Annotated in this window: 15 protein-coding genes; 7 read left to right on the forward strand and 8 right to left on the reverse strand. The window is 50.3% G+C overall.

Annotated features, from left to right (window positions below; translation table 11 throughout):
* The first annotated feature begins 35 nt into the window (after window positions 1-35).
* The 3 genes from ACYVI1_RS32115 (at window position 36) to ACYVI1_RS32125 (ending at window position 2,802) form a co-directional block, all read left to right on the forward strand.
* Entirely contained in the window at window positions 36-1,208 is a 1,173-nt protein-coding gene (locus ACYVI1_RS32115; protein WP_460915874.1) for a glutathionylspermidine synthase family protein, read from the forward strand.
* A 19-nt stretch (window positions 1,209-1,227) separates the two neighbouring features.
* Window positions 1,228-1,575 (forward strand): DoxX family protein, encoded by a 348-nt coding sequence (locus tag ACYVI1_RS32120; protein ID WP_460915875.1) that lies wholly within the window; start codon window positions 1,228-1,230, stop codon window positions 1,573-1,575.
* Window positions 1,576-2,109: 534 nt separating this feature from the next.
* Window positions 2,110-2,802, forward strand: coding sequence for a TetR/AcrR family transcriptional regulator (locus ACYVI1_RS32125; protein WP_460915993.1), 693 nt, complete (start codon window positions 2,110-2,112; stop codon window positions 2,800-2,802).
* Between the two features lie 72 nt (window positions 2,803-2,874).
* On the opposite strand, the gene ACYVI1_RS32130 is transcribed toward ACYVI1_RS32125, so the two are convergent.
* A complete protein-coding gene (locus ACYVI1_RS32130; protein WP_460915876.1) occupies window positions 2,875-4,920 on the reverse strand; it encodes a glycosyl hydrolase family 95 catalytic domain-containing protein in 2,046 nt (681 codons plus the stop codon).
* 168 nt (window positions 4,921-5,088) lie between these two features.
* A complete protein-coding gene (locus tag ACYVI1_RS32135) occupies window positions 5,089-5,778 on the reverse strand; it encodes a hypothetical protein (RefSeq protein ID WP_460915878.1) in 690 nt (229 codons plus the stop codon).
* A 219-nt stretch (window positions 5,779-5,997) separates the two neighbouring features.
* Between ACYVI1_RS32135 and ACYVI1_RS32140 the strand changes: the two genes are divergently transcribed.
* From ACYVI1_RS32140 to ACYVI1_RS32155, 4 genes are all read left to right on the forward strand, one after another.
* A complete protein-coding gene (locus ACYVI1_RS32140) occupies window positions 5,998-6,399 on the forward strand; it encodes a hypothetical protein (RefSeq protein ID WP_460915880.1) in 402 nt (133 codons plus the stop codon).
* A 169-nt stretch (window positions 6,400-6,568) separates the two neighbouring features.
* The gene (locus ACYVI1_RS32145; protein WP_460915881.1) at window positions 6,569-7,819 is read left to right on the forward strand and encodes a TolC family protein; all 1,251 of its coding nucleotides are present in this window, start codon (window positions 6,569-6,571) and stop codon (window positions 7,817-7,819) included.
* A 9-nt stretch (window positions 7,820-7,828) separates the two neighbouring features.
* The gene (locus ACYVI1_RS32150; protein ID WP_460915882.1) at window positions 7,829-8,911 is read left to right on the forward strand and encodes an efflux RND transporter periplasmic adaptor subunit; all 1,083 of its coding nucleotides are present in this window, start codon (window positions 7,829-7,831) and stop codon (window positions 8,909-8,911) included.
* A gap of 6 nt (window positions 8,912-8,917) precedes the next feature.
* On the forward strand, window positions 8,918-12,058 hold the full coding sequence (locus tag ACYVI1_RS32155) for an efflux RND transporter permease subunit (protein ID WP_460915885.1): 3,141 nt from the start codon (window positions 8,918-8,920) through the stop codon (window positions 12,056-12,058).
* A gap of 70 nt (window positions 12,059-12,128) precedes the next feature.
* Here ACYVI1_RS32155 and ACYVI1_RS32160 read toward each other — a convergent pair whose 3' ends face one another.
* The 6 genes from ACYVI1_RS32160 to ACYVI1_RS32185 all read right to left on the reverse strand — a co-directional run bounded on the left by ACYVI1_RS32160 (window position 12,129) and on the right by ACYVI1_RS32185 (window position 24,676).
* Window positions 12,129-13,484, reverse strand: coding sequence for a vanadium-dependent haloperoxidase (locus ACYVI1_RS32160; RefSeq protein WP_460915886.1), 1,356 nt, complete (start codon window positions 13,482-13,484; stop codon window positions 12,129-12,131).
* A 327-nt stretch (window positions 13,485-13,811) separates the two neighbouring features.
* Window positions 13,812-14,231, reverse strand: coding sequence for a nucleotidyl transferase AbiEii/AbiGii toxin family protein (locus ACYVI1_RS32165; protein WP_460915887.1), 420 nt, complete (start codon window positions 14,229-14,231; stop codon window positions 13,812-13,814).
* On the reverse strand, window positions 14,186-14,503 hold the full coding sequence (locus tag ACYVI1_RS32170) for a DUF6922 domain-containing protein (protein WP_460915888.1): 318 nt from the start codon (window positions 14,501-14,503) through the stop codon (window positions 14,186-14,188). The genes ACYVI1_RS32165 and ACYVI1_RS32170 overlap by 46 nt, the downstream gene beginning before the upstream one ends.
* Window positions 14,503-17,949, reverse strand: a complete 3,447-nt coding sequence (locus ACYVI1_RS32175) for a VCBS repeat-containing protein (RefSeq protein WP_460915890.1) — start codon at window positions 17,947-17,949, stop codon at window positions 14,503-14,505. The genes ACYVI1_RS32170 and ACYVI1_RS32175 overlap by 1 nt, the downstream gene beginning before the upstream one ends.
* On the reverse strand, window positions 17,946-21,335 hold the full coding sequence (locus tag ACYVI1_RS32180; RefSeq protein ID WP_460915892.1) for a VCBS repeat-containing protein: 3,390 nt from the start codon (window positions 21,333-21,335) through the stop codon (window positions 17,946-17,948). Before ACYVI1_RS32180 ends, ACYVI1_RS32175 begins: the two co-directional genes overlap by 4 nt.
* Window positions 21,332-24,676: a VCBS repeat-containing protein gene (locus ACYVI1_RS32185; protein WP_460915893.1), complete on the reverse strand. Its 3,345-nt coding sequence runs from the start codon at window positions 24,674-24,676 to the stop codon at window positions 21,332-21,334. The genes ACYVI1_RS32180 and ACYVI1_RS32185 overlap by 4 nt, the downstream gene beginning before the upstream one ends.
* Window positions 24,677-24,793 lie beyond the last annotated feature (117 nt).

The raw sequence follows: 24,793 nt of genomic DNA on the forward strand, positions 1-24,793 counted from the left end.
GGACGCTCCCGGTCCGGCGTGTAAATTGCGAAAATATGATTTCTCTTCAAAAACTTGCGACCCCGCCCGACACCCAGCTCCGTAACCTCGGCTGGGACTGGATGCTCGGTCAGGATACACTACCCTACCTGACGAACGAAGTGGTTGTGGTGCAGCCCGCCGAAGCCGATGCGTATTATGAAGCCGCCAATGAATTATTTGAGATGGTTGTGGCGGCTGGCCAACACGTTATCGATGAAAATCGGTTTGCCGAACTGGGGATCCCGGCCAATCTTGTTGACCTGATCAAATTCTCCTGGGACGACGACCGGAATATACACCTGTATGGCCGTTTCGATCTGGCAGGCGGCCTGGGCGGGCAAGGCATTAAACTCATTGAATTTAATGCCGACACAGCAACCTGCCTCCCCGAAACGGCGGTTGTCCAGCATGCTCATCTAAAGGCTAATGGGTTTGACGAAAGTCATCAGTTTAACACGGTGTTTGAGACGCTGACAGGTCAATTTGAGGAATTACTCGCGCTCAATCCCGATCTTCAGCCTACCTTATTGCTCTCGGCCATACGCGACTTCCCGGAAGATGATGCCAACGTAGCGCTGATTGGTGAAGCGGCCCGTGAAGCCGGTTTCGACGTTGAGTTCGATTTTGTCGATAATGTTGAGTTTTCGGCAGACGAAGGCATTTTCTGGCAAAATCCTAAAAATGGTGAGTTCGAGCGATTAGACTTCTGGTTTAAGCTGATTCCCTGGGAGTCCATTGCGGGGGAAGAAACTGAGTTGGTCCAAATTCTGACCGAAATTTCCCGGAAACGGCTGGCTGTTATCCTGAATCCAGCCTATACGTTGCTTTTTCAGTCGAAATACATACTGAAAATTTTGTGGGAACTCTACCCGAATCATCCGCTGCTGCTCGAAACGGATACGAAGCCCTTAACGGGCAAATCGTGCGTAGAAAAAGTGCTGTTTGGTCGGGAAGGAGCCAATACGCGTGTTCTGAACGACGATGGCAGCGAACGTCAGGCAACCGACGGAGACTATGAGACTTACCCCAAAATTTACCAGGAATACGTCGGGTTTCCAGAAGATTCAATCGGCCATCGGTATCAGGCAGGCGTTTTCTACGCGGGCGAAGCCTGCGGAGTGGGTTTCCGGCGGGGTGGACTCATTTTAGACAATACAGCCACCTTTGTTGGGCACGTTATTAAGTAAAGTAATTTACCGAAACACCATGTCTACTCTAAGCCTATACCTTCAGTCATTACTCTACATAGCAGCTGGCCTGAATCATTTCATCAACCCTAAAGTTTACGTAGCCATCATGCCGCCGTATGTTCCGGCGCACACGCTGGTGGTGGCACTGAGCGGAGTAGCTGAAGTGATGTTAGGCTTTGGCTTATTGTTTCCCGCTACCCGCTCACTTTCGGCCTGGGGGCTTGTTTTCCTGCTGATCGTTATATTCCCGGCCAACGTGTACATGGCTATGTCGAACAGGTTCCGAAAATTTCCGGCCTGGTTACGCTGGGCACGATTGCCGTTGCAGGGTGTTTTAATCTGGTGGGCTTTCCACTACACCTGAATGCATACAGTCACTTTTTGCCCCATATTCCGAATTTTCAGCCCCTGCCTCATAGCGACGAGAACCCGTAGAGTTTCGCTCGACAGTCGTCTTTACACGCAAACTATAAGTATATTCATAAAATAACCTTCAATAATTATATACTCTTTTCGCCAGTCGAATACACTTAAATGAATAGATAAAGTTCGTTTACTGATAAAGCCGGGGATTTGATTTATAATAAATTAAATAGTATTACATTTATTTTACTAAATTAGTCGCTTACAATCTTACTGTTAAAAAAAATGATTGTAAAGCATATCGATCGCTCAGGCTACAAGTAAATTATGGGTGGGTTATAAAGGGTTAAAAGTGGGTTTTTAGCCTATAGCGCTGGGTTTGGTCGGTCTTTTACTCAACTACGTATTCTTTCTGCTGCCATCATTTTGTTTGTTTTACTACATGAGGTTACTAACACGCTGATAGATAAACGTTTTCTAAAGTGACTTTCATAGTCAAGTATAGTCAAACGAGGTGACATCTATTTAAAAAATGATGAATGGAGTTATTATGGAGAAAGATGAAAAAATAAGGCGGAACCGCGCTAAGACCACCCAGCGCATTGTGGAAGCGCTGGAAGAGGTGATTGCAGAGCGTGGGCTGGAAGGCGTTGGCGTAAACCGTATTGCCGAAAAAGCAAACGTCAGTAAAGTTTTAATTTATCGGTATTTCGGTGGCATGGAAGGCTTGCTGGAGTACTACGTGAAAATGGGAAAATTATTTCCGATATTCACTCCCGCCGTTTTAGATCAAATTCGGCCCCTGCACGAATCGGATGTAGCCCGGATTTGGTATCGTCAGGTTATTCAAACGTATCGGTATTTCCGCACGTTTAAAGCAGCCCGCGAAGTGTTGAAGGCCAGTGTTATTGAGAATGATCCGATAGCCGCAACGGCCGCCCGGGCGCAGGATGAAGAAATGACCCGATTAGTTGGTCAGCTTTCATTCGTGAAAGGAGGAGATACAGAAGCCATTTCGGCTGTTATCCTGGGCGCAATGACTTATCTAACCATTATGGCGCAGAATGACCGCACCATGATTAGTATCGACTTGCGAAGTGAAGAAGGCTGGCAACGCATCGAAAATGCGGTTAAAGCGATCTATATAGCTTTAAACAAACTGGCAATCAGCTCAAAAGATGTTGAACTGGAACTTCAATCTGCTCATTTGCCAGTGGCTCAATGGTAAAATGCGATAAGCAGTTTACAATAGGTTGCAGTTAACAAACGGGTTGCTGCATCCTACTGTAAACTGCTGTTTTCAGTTCATTTGTATTGTCTTCATCTGCGGACCAACGCCTTTAATCGTTAGCGACTTCCATTTCTTAGGGAGTTTTGTTTTTACCTGCGTAATGCCATTATCGGTCAGTTCCAAACCACCGAAACCGCTTAAAACGGCCTGTAACATCCCGCCCGCGCCCGTTGCAAAATAAGGGTTGGTCCCTCCGGCCGTTTCAGACAGTACGCCAAATGGCGGCACCTCATTCGGTTTATAACTCTTCACAAACCAATCATAGGCTTTATCAGTTTCTCCCAGTCGCGCATGAAGCGTCGCTAACACCGACCAGCCCATAGCCGGGCCTTCGGGCGAGTAGCGGGGTTCATAATACGCCAAATCCTTTTTAATAGTTGCTTCGTCGGATACGATGGTGAGCGGATAGGCCAACAGGTTGACATCAGCCTGTTTAATAACCACTCCGTCGTAGGTGCGATTCTCTTTTGTTGTTCCGTCCGGGAACTTCAGAATTGGAATGTTATCGGCTACGAGTTTCCAGTCGGCGTTAGCCGCAACGCCTAATTCCTGAGCCGCTTGTACGGCATATAGCAGCGAGGTTTTGGCCATACCGTTCGTGAAGGCATTATCGTCAATATTTTCCTGCCATTCGTTAGCCCCAATTACGTTATTAATGTGGTATTTACCGGGGCCTTCGCGCTCAACGCGGCTCACCCAGAAATCGGCCACTTCCTTTAGCATTGGATAGCCACGGGTCCGGAGCCACTCTTTGTCTTTTGTTACCTGATAGTACTTCCAGAATGCCCAGCCTACACAACCGGTAATGTGCTGCTGAAACGGTCCCGTTAAGGCCCAGACGGGGGTTGCCTCCTGCCCGTCGGCATCCGACTCCCACGGAAACATAACCCCTTTGTAGCCATGACTGAACGCATTTTGCTTAGCCATTGCCATCCGATCAAACCGGTATTCGAGCATTGATTTCGCAATTTCAGGTTTCAGGGTCAGAATCGGCGGGTACATCCAGAGTTCGGTATCCCAGAAAACGTGACCATTGTAGCCTAACCCCGACAACCCCATCGGCGACAGGCTATAGCCAGTTCCTTCGCGGACAAACGAATACAAATGATATAAGGCTGAGCGCACCGCCTTTTGGGCATCCGGGTCGCCGTCGATCACGATGTCGCTCTGCCAGAGTTTGGCCCATTCGGCATTGTGGCGCATCAGCAGCCGGTCGGTGCGTTCGAGGGCGGCAAAGAGCGTTAATCGTTCCGCTTCATTATGCGGATCGGCCGTGTGGGCAGTTGAGGATACCGACCCAACCACGCTGAACCGGTATGTCTCACCTGCTTTCAGCCGTTTTTTGAATTTGGCGAGGTGCATGTTATAATCCCAGTCCTCATGAATCACATCGGGTTCCTGGCCGTGTGGCTCTTCAAAGATGAAACTGCTGGAAGCGGCCACGGTATGCTTCCCAGACGGACTTTTTGCCACCGATGTCAGCAACCGTATGGTTACGTGCGCCCGGTCGATTTCCGAATAAAAATTCTTGACTTCCTTTAGGTTATCCGGCGTTTCAATGACGCTCATAGGGCTGATTTCGCAATCTTTCTTTGCCGTAATTTCGACTATCGACAATTGCGAAAAGGGTAAATGCCGAAGGGCCATCATCGTTTGCCGAACACTAACTTTGTCTTTGAAGTCGAAGGTTGTTGTCAGAGCCGCCTTCTGCATGTCGAGTGTTTGGCGGTAGTTGCTGATCTCTTTTGAACCAAGCCGGACCCCATCGACATCGAGGTTCATGTTGGCGAAGTTGAACACCTTCAGAATGTTGGAGACGCGGCCCCTTCCGTAGGTATCAAACGCGCCGTTCAGCACTACATCTTTCACTTTCATTGGCTCCGGTGAGGAAACAAGGCCAATCATCCCGTTGGCAACGGTGATGCCATAATAGTTGGCAGGGTTAATATTCTGACCAACAATCTGCCAGGCGGCATTATCGGTTTGTGCCGAAACCGTGAACAGTTTACAACAGCAAATCAGAAAAAAGTAAAACAGGGGGTGTTTCCGGTTCATAGGTATAATACAGGTGAAATAAAGGCTAAAAATAATACCATTCTTGAGGATATACCAATCTGTTTGCCAGTACGGTGCTGCCCGGCAAGAATGAATTTATAGAAAAGAGGACGATACCTGAAGGCAATTGTCGATCGTGTTCAGGTCGTAGAGCGGCACCCGTTGACTTTATTCCGGGTTAAACGTTAACTGAACCACCACCGCCTGCGCTCCGGTTCGGTTGGTGCGCTGCCAGCCAATAGCTAATGGGAAGTGTTTGCCGAGGTAAACCTCAACGCCGAGTACCAACTGGCCAAAATCATGCGTACCTGATATCCAGTCGCCCAATAGATGTAGTTTCTGGTAGAAAATTCCGGCATCAAATCCAGTTTGAAAGCCTATTTTCGGCCCTTCGCCCAAATAACGTGCGTTGGCCATGTAGGCTCCCAGCGAAACATTGTAATGCTCCTCATTAAACGACCCAGCGAGGTTCCCATATACATAGCCAACCAGTTGTGGCCGACGATCTGTTAATACGTTCAGCCCTCCCTGCGCCCCAATGGCTACTTCCAGGTTTTTAGTAAGGTCGAATGCTTTCTGGGCATTCAGCATCAGAAGTGGGCTAAACGCTTTTTCGGTTGTCGAGTCATTCGCTACGATACGACGTTCGTCGGGCTGATAATCAAGATTATACAGATTCAGGCCGATTTCCCACTCGCGACCTAAGCCATAATTTAGCGTAGTGGATGAACGGATTGATTCAGAAAAGTTAATCTGTTGCTGAACGGCAACCTGATGCTTATTCACAACATCAGACGAAGGGACATTAAAAAACGTTTGCTGTGCATTGGCCCGGTAAGCCACAACACTGAACAACACTAAACTTCTTATAATACACCTGCATTTCATCCTGCTGACAGTGAGTATATTTAACTACCACTATAACCTTAAAGTGACAGTTAAGTTATGCCGGAAGCCTGTTCGTATGGAGTCAATCCCTCACAAATAAGTACTACCGGGTGCAGTTGATTAACTGTCCTGCTGAGTGGTAATTACTCAATCTACAATATCTTTGCGTCAGCATCATGCTCAACTCGTATGAAGCCCCATCGCCAACCTTCTTTTCTGCATCGGCTGTTCTGCCTGTTGATGGCCTTACAGGTTATTAACTTCAGCGTTGACCCGCCCGATGCTTATATCCCCACAGCTCATTACAGCAACGGGGATAAGGACCTGTCCGTCAACGAGATGGAGAGTATTGCCGAATGGATTCTGGAAATAGGCCTCGACCAAACCGATAGCCTTCCCGAACAGGACGAGCCTGGCGAGATGGACAAAATAACCAAATCTATTTTTTGCTGGGTCTCCCCCGACCTGTTTGTACTCTTGCTGCCGGAGCCGTTCATAAACCTTACCTACCGGCCCCGGATTCATTTTCAGCCTGCTTATTATCTGCCGTACTTCGGCGAGATTGATTCTCCCCCGCCCCAGCGGGTTTAAGAAAACCCAACGTTTCAGATTGGGTGACTCTTCGTTAAAACGGTCGGTCTGAGCCGTTATCTCCTTGTTTTTACGGGTTTCCTGGCTAAACGGGTAGTCTGAAAGCACAGCTTTCTGGCTGTTTTGTCATTGTCAGGGCTTTGTCTCCAATCACTTTCTATTTCCTCGTATGCATACATACCTGACTCTGGCAGGGCTGCTTTTGAGCAGTCTGGCCGGGGCGCAAGACTCCCTGCGGCTAACCATCCGACAGGCCGATAGTCTTTTCGTGAAAAGCAACCTGCTGCTGCTGGCCGAACGGTACCGCATCAATGCCAGTCAGGCGCAGGTGATTCAGGCTGGTTTATTCGATAATCCAACCGTTACACTTGAGGTAAGCGCCTACAATACCCAGGCACGGCGCGTGCTGGACGTGGGCAGGCAGGGGCAAAAATTCGTGGCAGTGCAACAATTGCTGTCTACGGCTGGCAAACGGGCAAAACGCGTTGCGCTGGCCCAGGAAGCGGCCCGGCTGACCGAATTTGAATTCCGGGATCTGCTCCGGGCTTTGCGGTTCGATCTGCACACCCGGCTCTACACTGTTTATTTCCAGTCAAATACGCTCCAACAGTATGATCAGCAGATTGCCACGCTGCAAACAACAGTTGACGCCTTCGAGGTGCAATACACCCGGAACAATGTATCGTTGCGGGAACTGCTCCGGTTACGGGCTCTTTTATTTGGGTTAACCAATGACCGCACCGAAATCCGGCTCGGCCTGGCCGATCAACAGCAGGCTCTGCGTATTCTGCTGCAAACCGATCAACCCGTCAGGTCAGTTATTGGTGAGGCCGATCTGGTACGCTATCGGTTACCGGCCCGCCCGCTCGATACGCTCCAGGCCATTGCCTTCCGTAGCCGGGCCGACCTGAAAGCCAGCGAGTCCCTAACCCGCCAGGCCGAGTTGAATTATACCCTGCAAAAAGCCCTTGCCAAACCCGATGTTCGGGTGGGTGGCTCCTATGACCAGGCTGCCAGCTACGTCCCTAACTACATTGGTCTCTCGGTTTCGATGGATGTGCCGCTTCTGAACCGGAATCAGGGAGGCATTCGGGCGGCTGGCAGCCAGATTGATTATCAACGGCTGTTACAACGCCAGAAAGGTGTTCAGGTAGCAACTGAAATTGCCATTGCCTGGCAGAAAATCCGGGAAATTGAGCAGTTGTACCAGACCGTAAGCAGCCAGTTTATCGAACAGTTTGAACTGCTGAATCGGGGAGTGGTCGATAATTTCCAGAAACGCAACATCTCCCTGCTCGAATTTATCGACATCGTTGAAACCTATAACAACAGTATCCGCGAGTTAAACCGGCTCCGTGCCGACCGTGTCAGTGCTTACGAAGAATTGAATTACACCGTCGGGGAGGACATCCTCAATTAATTTTCAACCATGACTATCAACGGGATATATAGTGTGCTGCTGGCCGGAATAGCCAGCGCAGTAAGTTGCCAGACAAAATCGTCGGCACCCGAAACAAAGGCGTTTGCCTTGACCGATACCATGATCCACCGTATTCGGCTGGATTCGGTTTCGGTGCAGCCGGTGCGTAGCGAACTAACGCTGGTTGGCAAGGTTATAGCCGACGAGAACCGGGTGGTCAAGGTGTTCCCCCTGGTGGGCGGTAACGTCGATAATGTGCTGGTTGAACTGGGAGACTATGTGCATAAAGGGCAAACACTGGCCGTCATTCATTCAGGCGAGATTGCCGATTTTGCCCGGCAGAACATCCAGGCGCAGGCCGACCTGTTGCTGGCGCAAAAGAACCTCCGCGTGGCCCAGGACCTCAACGAAAGCAAACTCAATTCGCAACGCGAGGTGATTCAGGCGCAAAAAGAAGTAGAGCAGGCTCAGGCCGAACAAAACCGGGTGCGGGAAATTTACCGCATCTATGACATCGGTAAAGCATCGACCTATCCGGTCAAAGCACCGCTGAGTGGGTTTGTGATCGAAAAACGGGTGAACCGCAACATGCAGCTCCGCTCCGACAACACCGACAACCTGTTCACTATCGGGCAAATCAGCGATGTGTGGGTGATGGGGAATGTCAACGAAAGCGACATTGGCCGGGTTCGGCTGGGCATGGACGCCACCATTCAGACGCTCAGCTACGAAGAGGTCTTTCACGGTAAGGTCGACAAAATGTATAACGTTCTCGACCCTGGCACCAAATCCATGACCGTGCGAATCAAACTCCCCAACACCGGGCTGAAACTCAAACCCGAAATGCACGCCACCGTAACCCTGCGTTTTGATGAAGGGCAGCGTATGACTACCATACCGGCGGAGGCCCTCATTTTCGACCATTCCAAAAACTACGTAATGGTGTTTCACAGCCGCACTAACATTCAGACCCGCGAGGTAGACGTGCTGAAATCGCTCGGTGATGTGGCCTACATTCGCTCCGGTTTGAAACCCGGCGAACGGATTATTTCCAGAAATCAACTATTGATCTACGACGCCCTGAACGACTAACCCGACATGAATCAATTCATTCGAAGCATTGTCGGTTTTTCGCTCAAAAACCGCTTTTTCATCTTTTTCCTGACCACCGGATTAATCATTGCTGGCATTGTCAGCTACCTCAACACACCCTTAGAGGCATTTCCCGACGTTACCAACACCCAGATTATCGTTGTTACGGAATGGAACGGGCGCAGTGCCGAAGAGATCGAACGATTCGTGACCGTGCCCATTGAGGTGGCCATGAACTCGGTTCAGCGCAAGACCAATGTGCGCTCGATTACCATGTTTGGCCTGTCGATCATCAAAATCATTTTTGAGGATGACGTCGAGGATTTTTTCGCCCGGCAGCAAGTCAACAATCAACTTCGGAATGTCTCGCTGCCCGATGGCGTCGAACCCGACGTGCAGCCACCCTACGGCCCTACCGGTGAAATCTTTCGCTTCACGCTCCAGTCCCCCACCCGCGACAGCCGGGAACTACTAACGCTGCACAACTGGGTGATTGACCGGCAGTTGAGAAGCGTACCGGGGGTGGCCGATGTGGTGGCCTTTGGCGGACGTGAGAAGATTTACGAAGTGCGGGTCAACCCAACGCAGTTAGTAAAATACGACATAACGCCGTTGGAAGTGTATCAGGCCGTCACGCGCAGCAACATAAACGTGGGCGGGGATGTTATTGAGCGCAATGGACAGGCTTACGTTGTGCGGGGAATTGGGCTGTTGACCTCAGCCGAAGACATTGAAAATCTGATTATTGAGGATTTAGGCGGCAATCCGGTTCTGGTCAAAAACGTAGCCGATGTGGTCGAGTCGAACCTGCCGCGCGTGGGGCAGGCGGGCCTCAACACCAACGATGACGTAGTGGAAGGCATCGTTGTGATGCGGAAAGCGGAGAATCCCAGCGAGGTACTGGAGCGGGTGAAAGCCAAAATCGACGACCTCAACACGCGGGTACTGCCCAACGATGTCAAAATGGTAACCTTCTATGACCGCGATAACCTGATCGCGTTCTGCACCCGCACGGTGTTGCACAACTTAGCCGAAGGGATTCTGCTGGTGACGGTCATTGTGTTTCTGTTCATGGCCGACTGGCGCACTACCCTGATTGTGTCCATCATTATTCCGCTGGCGCTGCTGTTTGCCTTCATGTGCCTGAAACTACGCGGTATGTCGGCCAATCTGCTGTCGATGGGTGCTGTCGATTTCGGTATCATTATCGACGGGGCGGTTGTGATGGTTGAAGGTATTTTCGTGGTGCTCGACCACCAGGCGCATCAGGTCGGCATGGCGCGCTTCAACCGGCTCTCGAAGTTGGGGCTAATCAAGAAAACGGGCGGAGAGTTGGGCAAGGCCGTTTTCTTTTCCAAACTCATTATCATCACCGGGTTGATTCCCATCTTCTCGTTTCAGAAAGTGGAGGGCAAAATGTTTTCTCCGCTGGCCTGGACCCTGGGCTTTGCCCTGCTGGGGGCTTTGCTGTTTACCCTGACGCTGGTGCCGGTGCTGTGTTCCATTCTGCTCAGTCGGAATGTGCGGGAAAAGAAGAATCCAATCGTCAATTTCTTCGACCGTGTGGTGATGGCGGGTTTTTCGTGGTGTTATGCCCGCAAGCGGCTAAGTCTGCTGTCGGCGACACTATTTTTGGGCCTGACCCTATTTTCGGCAACCCTCCTCGGCACGGAGTTTCTACCTCAGCTCAACGAAGGCGCGTTGTGGGTTGAGGCTAAGCTACCCATGAGCACTTCGTTGAACGAAACCGTTCGGATGGTGCGGGTGCTGCGCCAGCAGTTGATGACATTCCCTGAAGTGAATGGCGTGCTTTCGCAAACGGGACGCTCCAACGATGGCACGGACCCGTCGGGCTTTTATTACGTGCAGATGCAGGTTAACCTGAAGCCTAAAGACGACTGGCCCGAACGTCGGCCCGGCGGAAAACTCTCGACCGATGGCCTGATTGAAGAGATGGATGCCCGGCTAAAGCAGTTTCAGGGCATCAACTACAATTATTCACAGCCCATTATCGACAACGTAGCGGAGGCCGTGGCGGGTATGAACGCCAGCAATGCGGTTAAGATTTTTGGGGATGATCTGAACACACTCAATGACTTAGCCAATAAAGTTATCGAGGCCATTCGGAATGTGCCGGGCGTGAAAGACGTGGGCATTCTTCGGAATGTGGGTCAGCCCGAAATCAGTGTCTTATTTAATGATCGGAAAATGGCGCTCTATGGCGTATCGACGGCTGATGCCCAGGCCGTTATCGAGATGGCGATTGGCGGAAAAACCGCGTCTATTCTGTATGAAGGCGAGCGTAAATTTGACATCCGCATCCGCTACCAGGAAGCCTACCGGCGGGCCGAAGAAGACATTATGCGGCTCATGGTACCTACGCTGAAAGGCGGCAAGATTCCTCTGCGTGAAATTGCCGACATTCGTAAAATAACGGGTCCGGCTTTTGTGTACCGCGACAACAACAAGCGGTTCATCGGGGTCAAATTCTCGGTGCGTGAGCGTGATTTGGGCAGCACCATCGGCGAGGCCCAGGCGAAAGTAAAGCAGCAGTTGGCCAAACTCCCAAAAGGTTATTCTGTCAACTGGACAGGCGAATTTGAAAATCAAGTCCGGGCCACAAGTCGGCTGAGTCAGGTAGTACCCATCAGTATTGCGGCAATTTTTGTTATTCTGTTCGTCCTGTTTGGAAACGTCAAAGACGCGGGCATGGTCTTGCTCAACGTACCTTTCGCCCTGATTGGCGGCATTCTGGCCCTTCACCTGACGGGGATGAACTTCGGCATTTCGGCGGGCGTGGGGTTCATTGCCCTTTTCGGTATTTGCGTACAGAACGGCGTAATCCTGATTTCAGTCTTTAACAAGAATCTGGCGAATCATCAACCGCTCGACGACGCCATCCGCGACGGCGTTCGGTCGCGGGTGCGGCCCGTGGTGATGACTGCCCTGATGGCCGCCATTGGTTTGTTTCCAGCCGCCGTTTCAACGGGCATTGGGTCCGAAACGCAGAAACCTCTGGCCATTGTGGTCATCGGTGGCCTGTTTACCGCTACCGTGCTGACGCTGCTGATTTTTCCAATTATTTATCAGTCATTCAACCAGAGAACGACGAAGCCTAAAGTTCCCAAGAGACGCTCTGCCAGCTAATCTCATTCATATAAAAAGGCCCTGCCAAACAACTGGCAGGGCCTTTTTATATGAATTCAGCCAGTCAAACTTATCGTTGTGCCACCGTTGTTTTTCGGGCGTGAATCTTCTCAATGACCCATTTGCCGACTTTTTCGCCCTGAAGTTGGCCATTGGTCAAAGCCGACCGGTAATGAATGCCGCCGTATAATCGACTGATTGAGGCTTCATTGGCTGCATTTCGGAAGGAGGTAAACGACCGCACACCATGCCCATATTTGAATTCGGTAGAGTCGGTGAACGCGATGTTATCACCCATTAAATTCGTCAAAACGGTAGCCGCTGCGGTCGAGATAACGCTATGCCCACTGGGGTATTCGGGAAACGGGGGCGTTTGCAGAAAAGGCGTCCATTTAGGATCGATGGATTTGTTAATAACCGTTTCTGGCCGAACCGTTTTGCTGCGGTACTTTTCGTCCCAGCAGGAAATAAATCCGTCACTCAGGGCAAATGACGTGAGCGCATAGGCTTCGACGGTTCGCATCATGCTGAGTTTTTTTTGCCGGGCAACGCTTTGGGCAATTGCGAGCCAGTGGCCGCCGGGGGTCATTTTTTTGCTGGCATACATGACATGGCCGGCTACGTTCATGACAAAGGCATTATCGTCCCAGAAATAGGCAATATCCTGTTTCTGTTTATCCATGTTTTTACCCGTCTGATAAACTTCATCAAGTTCTTTTTCGTAGGGGCTTCCTTTAGCAAGGCTGTAGGGTAGCGGGCGGGGGGGCATGAACTGACTACAGGTGTCCATTGCCCAGCAGCGCAACTTATTCCACTGTGGTTCAGCGGCATCCATGTAGGCCGGGGGTGTTGGCACCCAGGAGCCATCTTCATTGGTAACGGTATGTTTGAAACCCCGCGTTTGCTTGTAGCTGTCCTTGGCGGCATAATCCAGAATATGCTTGGCAACGGCTTCGCCATACGCCATTGACCGTTCATACACCTCATCAGGCACGCCGTCTTTCTTATACTGCTCATAAAACGGCTTCTCAAACTCATCGTAGAAATCAACCGAGAACGTCAATGCACGAGCCACCGTCAGAAAAGCCCGCGTGCTGGCCAGCGGAAAGCAATAGTCTTTGCCTGCTTCGGGTTTTGGGCTGGCCTGAAATCGCTTCAGCTTACCACCCAGCGATTCGTACTGAGCATCGAAGGGAGCAAGGGCTTCGTAGCCCGCCAGGTTGGCGTAGGAATAAATCCGGCTGGCAACGGGGGGCGAAAAAATATCATGAATGATAACCTGCGTCAGTTTGTTCAGGGCCGAGTTATAGTATTCAGGATTAGCCGCTTTGGCGTTGTATTCGGCGGGTGTGGCCGACTTGCGGCAACCGGCAAATCCAACCAATAGTATGGCCAGAAGAAAGCCAAATCGAAGCAAAGATTTCATAGGATCAATCACAAGTTAAACCGGGAACAGCCCTCAAAAAGACTGGTTACTAATCTACAAAATTAACAGAAAAAATGGGACGAAAGGAAGGGGGTATCTATTTATCAAAAGCAGAACAACAGTCTTGCATCTACGAATAAGCCGTTACGTTTTTTAAAATTGATGCTTTTACATCATTCCAGCTAACAGCCCGTTCCAGTAAAACTGGCGTTTCAGACTGGTCAGCGTCGTCAAAACACGTTACACTCTTCAGCATCATAAATAGACTCGTGTTTGGAAATTTCTGTTGATACCAATCGCAGAGTTGTGCGAAACCATAGCGATTAATCAACTCATAAATATCGTAGAAATCTTTTTCACCCCCCGGTTCGTGATGGCCCACAGTTTCATGGATGCTATATCCTCCATTGTACACATCCTCGTATCCTCTACCGTAACGTGGGGGTATAACAGAGGATAGCGGTAGGTAACCAGGTCTGTTTTGATACCCTGAATGGTGAGCCGCAGCCCAATTTTATTTCGATTATTAATTTCAACCCCACCGATGTAATCCCGCAGGTCGGCCAGCACCACTTCCTGATCAAACGAGTCAAGTGCAAACAGGTCTAAATCAACCGACAGCCGGTGCCCAAATTGTAAGGCCAGAGCCGTACCACCAACTAATGCGAACGATGCCAGTGACTCCAGCGCCATTATGTCTTTCAGAATACCCAGGGTACGGGGTTCAAGGACTTCTGTATGTAGCATCTGAATTGCTCTTGTGGAACAGAAAAATAGGCACTGCAAAATGATAAGGCTGTAGTGTCGAGATGACGGGCATTCAGGGCAGCCTGCTTAATGGTTTCTACCCCATAATACCGCTTAATTTCCTGCCATTCAGGAAACGAACCCCGCTCCAGCACGCGCTCAATGACGAACTGCGCCCGATTGGGCCAGTCTATTTTATCGAAATCAACATCCCAAAACAGCGATCGGCTGAGGTTGGGGCGGTCGGCGGTCTCGCGGTTTGGCTCGTTCATCAATTCATTGGTTTAAATACCTGCAAACCGGCTCCGTTTCGAGTTACAACAATCCGTAGCCCCTGCACGGTTCGCACCGAACGAATGTCGCGAATCTCGCCATTGAGCAGAAAGCCGCAATCCCGTGGCAACAGGGCTGTGAAGGTCCCTTTATCGTTTTGCAGAACCAGCCCGCAACTGGCATCGTAACGTCCCTGATAGGTACTGGCACCGTATAAATTACCACCACCCAACACGTCGAGGTCGCCGTCGTGGTCGATGTCGATGGCGTGCAGGGCGAATACTTTGGAAACCTGTGCCTGCATGGGCAACTCATGCACAACAAATTTGGAACCTCCCTCCCGGCTACTCTGATTTTCCAGATAGATCGACGCGAACTGGTTTACGGTAAACTCGTCGGCCCCCTTCAGGTCATCTTCTTTCAGGATAGCGTCCAGCGATTTGCCGGCATACGTTCCATAGTTGGTAAACCGCTTGTTGATGATGCCCGGCATTTGCTTCCCCAATTCATCTTTAATGGCCACCGGATACCACTTTTCGCCAGCGGCATCAGTACGGTTGTACGCAATAATCTGCTCGGTTTTCTGGTTGTTATCGATGTCTTTCACCCACATCCGCAATTGCGAATTGGGTGCTTTTCGAAGTTTGGTGTTGGTGCCCAGATTCCCAGCCATCAGGTCGATGTCGCCATCGCGGTCAAAATCTTCGGCAATGATGCGCTGGTAAAAACCAGTTAAGGGTGTTTCGTTGGCGGTAATGGATTCAACTTCGGCAAATTTGCCGTTTTCATTGGCAAAAATTCGGATGGGCATCCAGTCGCCTGCCAAAATCAGGTCGGGGTCTTTATCGCCGTCATAATCAGCCCAAACGGCATCGGTAATCATCCCGGCAAGGCGCAGCCCATCAGCCCGTTTATCAGTCTGGTCGGAAAAATGCGGTTGGCCGCCCCGCCCTTTCCCGTCATTAATCAATAAATACGAATTTGGCGATTTCCCATAGGCCATACCCACCACGCGCCCACCCACAAACAGGTCGAGGTCGCCATCGTGGTCAACATCGCAGGGGCGAACGCAGCTTTTATTGTCGAACATAAGCGGTAGGGCATTGACCGGCCGACTGAAGTTTCCTTTCCCATCGTTGAGGTAAAGCCGGTCAAACTGTTCGGTCATTTTTCCGTAGAATTCATTCCCACCCGACACGACATACAGGTCTACATCTTTGTCACCATCGGCATCGAAGAAAACGGCATCTACGTCTTCGCAGACAGAATCGCGGGCAAAAGCCGGTTGAACGCTGTTCTTAAAGCGGCCGTTGGGCTGTTGCAGCAATAAACTCCCGGTTTGCCACTTGGCGCCCCCGGCATAGATATCGTCGAGACCGTCGCCATTCACATCGCCAACGGCCAGGTGTGGGCCTTCTGTCGACACTTTAAACGGCATCAGCGGCTCCCGCAGCAGGTCAAAATAGTCACTATTTTCGCGATGTAAAAATGGGATCGAATCCCGTTTAGTAACGTCAGCAAAAAGAGGCTTTCCGGCTGGCTTCGTATAGTGGTAATAGGTAGCATCCAATCGGGCGTCGGCCTGAGGAAGCGTTACCATCTGGTTTGTTTTCACGTTCGTGCGAACCTCCATGCGCTGATTGGGCCAGATGACAATCAGCGAGTCGATGACGGTACGCTTTCCCAGACCAAACAGGAGTTCAGGCGCGACTGAGGACTCGAAGCCCCGCGTTGGCATCAATTGCTGCATTTGGAGCGAATCACCACCATATTTCAGAATAACTTTCGCGCCTACCCCAAACGTGTTTTTGGTATTGCCTTTTAGTCTGATAGTCAGATGAGTATTCCCCGGAAACAGCGTTGTGGCCTCATTTCGGTATACCCCTGCGGACTCGTTCACATTGTTGGTAATCAGGTCTAAATCACCGTCGTTATCAAGGTCGGCATAGACGGCTCCGCACGATAGCGTTGGGGCGTCAAATCCCCAAACGTCTGACTTATCTTCGAACTGAAGGCTGGGCGTTCCCCGAAACAGGTAATTATGCACCCTTCCTTCGGGCATGAGTTGGATAGCTTTTGCGTCGAGTTTCGACGAAGCCCCTAATTCGCTCTGCAACGACCCATCGGAAATGTATTTGACGTAATCCAGATTATTCGGGCGACGGGCAATGCCATTGGCCACAAACAGGTCTTTCAGGCCATCGTTGTCATAATCGGCCAGCAATGGTGCCCAGCTCCAGTCGGTAGCAGCTACACCTGCCAACACGCCCACATCCATAAATTTCTGCCCTGACTGACTGATTTGCAGGCAGTTTCGACTATACTGATTCATGTAGCCGTAGGTAAGTTTGTACCGATAAATGTCTAACGGGTCTTCGCCCTGCGAGGCTTTTTCAACGGTTTCATCGGCGGGATACATGTCGAGCGTCATCACATCGGGAAAGCCGTCGTTGTTGACATCAGCCACATCGTTGCCCATCGAAAAGCGGCTGGTATGCTCAAACGCCTGCCGAACGCTCTCCGCGAAACCACCTTTGTGATTATTGACGTAATAGTAATCGTCCTCGTGAAAATCATTTGATACGTACAGGTCTTCCCAGCCATCGTTATTCAAGTCGGCCACGGCAATCCCCAACCCATAGCCCATTGCAGCGCCAAAAATGCCCGCTCGCTGGCTTACATCAGTGTATTTACCGTTGTCGTTTCGGAATAGATAATCGCCGGATTCAACGTTTCGGGTAGTGCGGGTCGAAACGCGGTCGAAACTGCGGGACGTATGCACGGCATGATTCAGCAGAAAGCAGTCTAAATCGCCATCGTGGTCATAATCGAAAAAGGCGGCCTGGGTCGAGAAACCGGCAAACGCCAGCCCGTATTCAGCCGCCCGTTCAGTAAACATTGGGACACCATCGGAGCCGGGACCATTGTTGATGTAGAGTTCGTTAACGCCCCGCAGTCCCTTAAACTTACTAACAGCGCAAACGTAAATATCCAGCAGCCCATCGCCGTTCACGTCGGCCATTGTCACGCCCGTTTGCCAATCGGCTTTTCCTGCTACACCTGCCCTGTTGGTAACCTCCGAAAAGGTGAACTTGCCTTTGTTGAGATAGAGTTTATTCGGCCCCTGATTTGAAACAAAATATAGGTCGGTCAGTCCATCGTTGTTCAAGTCACCAGCCGCCACGCCCCCGCCATTGTAGAAGTACAGGTAATCCAGAATCGACAAACTATCGGTTTCGCGCAGCCGATTAACAAAGCCAACGCCCGTTTTCGTAGCATCAACCAACTGAAACAGTGGTTTTTCGGAGGCAGGCTGCTGCTTAGTGCAACCGGCCAGCAAGAGCGAAAGAGCGACAGAGTGAACGAGTGAAAGCCGCAGAAGGGCAGTTTTGGGGCGTTGAGCCGTCAGATTCTGCCAGACTTTACTAAAGCATTTCTCTTTCATAGCTTACGGGCTTTAGAGACCGCAAAAATCTGCGCCCGGTCGTTGTTTTTGGCCAGCACAACAAATTGGTTGCCATTTGCTCCCCGAACGGGCAGCATCCTTCGCACCTGTCCCCGCACGAAAAAGCCGGTCTGCGCGGGTTTGGTAGCCGTAAACTGGGCTTTGCCTTTGCCGAGCAGCAATAGGCCATAATTGGCATCATAGCGCCCCATTTCGGTCAGCACGTCGAAGAAATTCCCCGCCAGCAAAATATCTGTTTTGCCATCCTTGTTGTAATCATCCGTCAGAATGGCGTGAATCGGCGCTGTCTGCGCCTGAATGGGCAATGCCTGAATTGAGAAACTGCCCTTGCCATCATTGAGCAGTATGGATGTCTGTGCCGTTTGGGCGGTTTTAACCATCATGCCCTCCCGTTGCTGGGCCGAAAAAATATCCTCAAAACTGGCTTTGGCGTAATCGGTATGCTTGATGTATTTGGTTTTGATGGAGGGAATTCGCTTTTGCAAGTCGGGTTTCTGCACCATCACGCACTCGCGATGTTCGCCATCGGAGCCGGGTCGGAAACAGGTGATAATCTGGTCGTAGCCGCCGTTGCGGTCAAAGTCGTTGCTGTACAGATGCGCCGGTTCCTTCACCGATGCAACCATCCGGCTGTTCAGGCCGAGGTTGCCGACGATGAAGTCAATATCGCCATCGTTGTCCAGATCGGCGGGGCGGACGGCATTCCACCAGCCACCAGAGTTCGCTAAAGTTTCATTATCTAACCGCTCGAATCCTTTTCCCTGTTTATTTTTCAGTATGGTAATGGGCATCCAGTCGCCAACCAGCACCAAATCTGGATAGCGGTCGTTATCGACATCGGCCCAGACAGCGTCTTTCACCATGCCAATCTCTTTTGAAAAAGGCATGAGTTCTTTTGTCGCTTTCCGGAAATTTCCCTTGCCATCGTTCACTAACAGCAATTGATCGGGATTTTGGCCATACTGGCCGGAAACCATCCGCCCGCCAACAAATAAGTCCTGGTCGCCATCCCGGTCAAAATCAGCCGCGACTACGCACGAATTGTTTTCAGCCGAGCGGGGCAGGGTTTTATCCCACGTAAAGTTCCCTTTACCATCGTTTCGATAGAGCCGGTCGGCCAGAAACGAGGCATCCTCAAACTCATTGCCACCCGTGGCAATGTATAAATCTAAATCTGTATCGCCGTCGGCATCGAAAAACGTTGCGGCCACGTCCTCAGTGTATAACGCATCCAGCAAAAACAGTTGTTTCTGAAGGCCGAACACGCCATTCGCCTGCTGAACATATAGCGAACGCGGCATGTTGGCGGCCCCGCCCAAAAACACATCGTCCAGCCCGTCGCCGTTTACGTCGCCAACGGTTAAGGCCGGACCTTCGCGGGAGAGCATTTCTTTCAGTAACCCATCGCGGTTATAATCGACGAAGTCGTTCTCTTTATGCACGTAATCCAGTTTGGCGAGACCTGTCACGTCGTCAAACAGGCGGGGTTGATTAACGAGCCGCACAGGAAACGTTGCGGTCTGGGTAGCGTTCCGGTAGTTGAGCGTTAAGGTTGTATTGGCTTTGGGTTGCCGGATAAGTTGTTTTTTATCGTCGGGCCAGATTACGGTTATCGAGTCGATAGTAGGGTTCTTATCTAAGCCAAAAACCATTGTCAGGTCTACCGATGACTGAAATCCCCGGTTTGGCATTTGTTGCAAATACTGAATTTGCGGCTGTCCATTAGCTACCTTCTGGTAAACATATACTTTTGCTCCGATGGCGTTTAGGTTGCGGGCATAGCCATTCAACCGCACACGCAGGAAGTTTTTATGCAGTTTGTCGACCGCCGTATTTTTAAAAATCGACACGGGCGAGTTATTGTTACTGACCACTAAATCCAGGTCGCCATCGTTGTCTAAATCGCCATAAGCCGAGCCATTCGAGAAACCGGGTTCACCAAGTCCCCATTCAACCGCTTTGTTTTCGTACTGCATTCCATTTCCCGTGTTACGAAACGCATAGTTCGGTAGCGGGCTGGACCCCATCTTGTTGACATATTCTTTATAATCAAATTTTTTGGTGCCTTCGATCATGGATTGCAGGTCGGGATTGTCGGCCAGAAACGCGACATAGTCCTGATCGGTAAGGTCTTTGAGAATGCCGTTGGCCACGAAAATATCCTTTTGGCCATCCATGTCCATATCGAAGAGTAAGGCTCCCCAACTCCAGTCGGTTGCGGCTGTTCCGGCCATCCGCCCAATTTCGGAAAATGTGCCATCGCCATTGTTCAGGTGCAGCATGTTGCGGGAGTCCTGATGATGAAAATCCCGCGACGCTTTCAATTCATTGAGTTCATAACTATCGTAGGAGGTGGTCGTTTTCAGCCGATAGTCGTCGTCGGGCAGCATATCGGTCACGAAAATATCGAGGTTCCCGTCGTTGTTGACATCGGCAATATCCGCGCCCATGGAGGCTAAACTAATGTGCGGCATCTGATTCTTGATGTCCTCCTTAAACGTGCCGTTTTTCTGATTGATATACAGATAATCACGTTCGTAAAAGTCATTCGAGATATAGACATCCGGCCAGTTGTCGTTATTGACATCACCAATAGTAATGCCCAGACCAAACCCAATTAAACTGCCATAAATACCGGCTTTTTCGCTCACGTCGGTAAACGGTTTAGGCTTACCATCCGGCCCAACACCCTCGTTCCTAAATAGTTTGTGTCCCCCTAACTTGTCGCGAACATCGCGAATGTTAGCAAACTGGAGCCGGTCCATGGGTGTAAAACTATTGTTGAGCAGGTACATGTCCAAGTCGCCATCGCGGTCATAATCGAAGAAAGCCGCGTGGGTCGAAAATCCCCCATCGGCCAAGCCATACTCAGCCGCTTTTTCGACGAATGCTGGCATGGCTGGCGCGTTGAGCCTTTTCTTAACACCCTGATTGATATAAAGTTGATTTCCTCGTTTGTCGCGGCTACCCGAATTGCAGACGTAAATATCGAGCAGCCCATCGCCGTTTACGTCGGCCATCGTTACGCCTGTCGACCAGAACTTTTTACCGACGATACCCGCTTTCTGACTTACATCTTCAAATGTCATTCCGCCTTTATTGAGGTAAAGTTTGTTAACCTCAAAGTTGGATGACAGCAGCAGGTCGGGCAAGCCATCGTTGTTGACATCGCCAATGGCAACGCCCCCGCCGTTGTAGAAATTACGGTAACTGAAAATGTTAAAGTTCTTCTTGTCGAGACTCCGGTTTACGAAATCGACACCCGTTTCCGACGCGGGTAAATTTTCAAACAGCGTATCGGAAGCCGTATGGCATGATAGCAATCCGCCTAAACTAAAGGCCAGTAGAGCCAGTTTCTTCGTCATTGATTCGTCTTGAATGTTACTAATTTTTGGCCCATGACGCCAACCATCACCGATTGACCCACTTTTTTCACATCACGTACATCCCCTCTGACAAACAGTTCCGTTTTAGTAACAGGCACCTCCTCAAAACGCCATTGGCCCCGGTTACTCAGCACAAGTCCATGATTAGCATCGACTTTACCAATCCGCAGCCGTAGCCGGGAATTGTTCCCCATCAGGAGCAGATCTGTGGTTCCGTTTTTGTCGAAATCATTGGCCAGAATTCCGTAAACCGGTGCGTATTGAGCCGATAAGGGCAGATTATGCGGAATGAGTTCACCGGCTTTGTTTTCCAGAACAAGCGTGTTTAACTCGTTGATTTTTTTAGTTTTAGCCTGACTAAGTTGCTGCTCGTCAAAACAGTTCTCCAGCGTCGCATTGGCGTAAGCCTTATAGGTAGTGAACCGTTTTCGCAGCGATGGCACCTGTTCACAGATTTCATCCCGCGAGTAGGCTGGATAGGATTTACCCTGAACCGTGTAGTTCATAAAAAAGTCGAGGGTTCCATTCTGGTCGAAATCGTCATAGGTTAGTGTAGCAGGTTGCTCCTGGCTGGCCCGAACCGGTGTATTCAACCCTAAATTTCCGACGATAAAGTCCTCGTCGCCGTCACCATCTAAATCTGCTTTTTCGATTCGATTCCACCAGCCTGCTAACTTCTCGTATGTCTTTTGATGGTCGGCAGAAAAGCGTCCTTTCTGATTGAGCAATACCGTAATCGGCATCCACTCGCCCACAACGACGATATCCAGCCAGCCGTCGTTGTCTGTATCCAGCACGGCGGCATCCGTCACCATGCCCAGCGACCCCACCGATTGCCGGGTAAAATTTGCCTTTCCATCATTAATCAACAAAAAACTTTCGTCGGCAGCCGGAAACCGAAGCGGTCGTATTGAACCGCCGACAAATAGATCCAAATCGCCATCGCGGTCAATGTCTATCGTTTTTACGCAACTTCCGTTTTCGGTTTCAGGCGGCAAGGTTTTAGCCGTAAATGCCGAACCGTCGGACCGCCCTTTGTTATTTAGCCAGAGTTGGTCCTGCCGCTTCTCCGCTTCTCTGACACCATACCCCCCATTCACGACGTATAGATCAGCTTGTTTGTCACCATCAAGATCAGCCAGTACGGCATCCATGTTTGCCCGGTCAGCCACACCCGCCAACGCCTGTGCCACAAATGACCCATCGGCATTTTGCAACATGAACTGTCCGTTCTGCTGACTGTTTCCACAAACAAACGCGTCTGCCCGGCCGTCGCTATTCACATCACCAACGGCAATGCGCGGCCCGATGGCCGAATACTGCATTGGGAGTAAAATTTGCGCGTCGAAATTGTTCGTTGAATCAACTTTATGAACAAAATCATTCCCATCAACCAGCGAAAACAGGGCTTTTTTAGCAGCCGGTTCAGCTATGTTGTGCAGCCGTGCCCGGCGGTAGTCGAGCGTAATTAACTGATTAGGCGTTACCGCGTTGATTGTTTGCAATCGTGCATCCGGCCAGCGAATCGTAAGCCGAATATTCTTTGGTTTCTCTCCCAGCCCGAATACTAAATCGCCGTGGCTGCATGATTCAAAACCGCGCGTTGGATAGCGTTCCTGCACCTGTTGTTGCCCATCAGCTTCAACAGTTACGGTTGCCCCGATACCAAACGGATTTACCTTATCACCGTTTAAGCGAATAAGGAGGTAGCTGTTATCAGTCGTTTCGCGGCTCTTGTTGCGGTAAATCCGGGCCGTTTCGTTCAGGTTATTCGTCACTAAATCCAAATCACCGTCGTTGTCCAAATCGGCATAGGCGCAACCATTTGAGGTGGTTGGCTCATCAAATCCCCAAGCTGTTTGCCGGTTGGTAAACGTCAGGTCTTTGTTGTTTTGAAAAATGTAATTCTTCGTTGGCGTGGAAGGCATCTGCCGGATTTGGTCCATCACCGGTTGGCTCGCTGCTTCATCCGAAAATTTTATGAAATCAGCATCCGTAAAATCACGCAGAATACCATTGCTGACGAATACATCCTTGAACCCATCCAGGTTAAAATCGGCCAGCAAAACACCCCAGCTCCAGTCGGTTCCGGCCAGACCCGCTAATTGCCCAATTTCGGCAAACTGGCCGTTGGGTTGCTGAATCTGGAGCATATTCCGCATGTTCTGGTGCCAGAAGCCATTTTTCAACTGTGCCTGATATACGTTCCAATTGTCGGGCCAGGGCAGGGTTTTCTGACGGGCGTTACTCTCCGGCAGCATATCGAGCGTCATAATGTCGGGGCGGGTATCGTTATTGAGGTCGGCGATGTCGGCCCCCATTGCCGAGTAGGCTGTATGTTCGACCCGGTCGCGTAACTCATCCCGGAATTGCCGAACCGTAGGTGATGCGGCCGGTTCGCCGGAGCGATCCCGACCGCCATTCCCCTGATTGATATAACAGTAATCATCTTCGACGTAATCATTCGTTACGTAAAGGTCTGGCCAGCCATCGCCGTTAATATCCGACACAGAGCAACCCAGCCCAAAACCCAGCGGATTTCCTTTAATGCCCGCCTGTTCAGAAACATCCTCAAAGAGTGGAAGAGTGGAAGAGCGCAAGAGCGGACTCCCCTGTGATGAAACACCTGCGTCATCCCGACCGCTCTTTCGCTCTTTCGCTCTTTCGCCCATTAAATTCCGAAACAACTTATCCCCCGCGTTTGGGTCGCGTTCGGCACGCATAACGGCCGATTCTTTTCGCTGGTAATTTTTGAGATTGTGATTAATCAGAAAACAGTCCAGGTCGCCATCGCGATCATAATCAAAAAACGTAGCCTGAACCGAGTAGCCCGAATCGGCCAGGCCGTACTCGGTTGCCCGGTCGGTGAAGGTCAAGTCGTGGTTATTAATAAAAAGCTGGTTTCGGCGAAGGGAGTCAGCACGCAGGCCGGAGTAGCAAAGGTAAATATCGAGCCAGCCATCGGCATTTACATCAGCCAGTGTAACACCCGTTTTCCAGCCTCCTTTTCGGCCGCCAATACCTGCCTTCGCTGAGACATCGGCAAATTTCAGGTCGCCCTGGTTGAGGTATAGTTTATTATCGACCTGATTACCAGTAAAAAACAGATCAGCCAGACCATCGTTGTTCAGATCGCCCGTTGCTACACCTCCACCATTGTAGAAATATTCAAATGACAGTACGTTTTCCTGCTCTGTTTCATTTAACTGGTTAATAAACCGAACACCGGTTGTAGCAGGATCGGTTTTTTCAAAGAGTGGCGTTTCTTTGGTACAGGCGACAAAGAGAATCAGGATAAGTAGAAAAAGCCCTATTTTCATTACATTATATCAACGAACAACACTATTGATAAGTGCTGATTAGCAGAGGTATTGAGTATGTTTTATGATTAATTAAAAGCAAACAGCAGCCCAATAAGGCTGCTGTTTGCAAACGGT

The organism is Spirosoma areae (assembly GCF_054781775.1).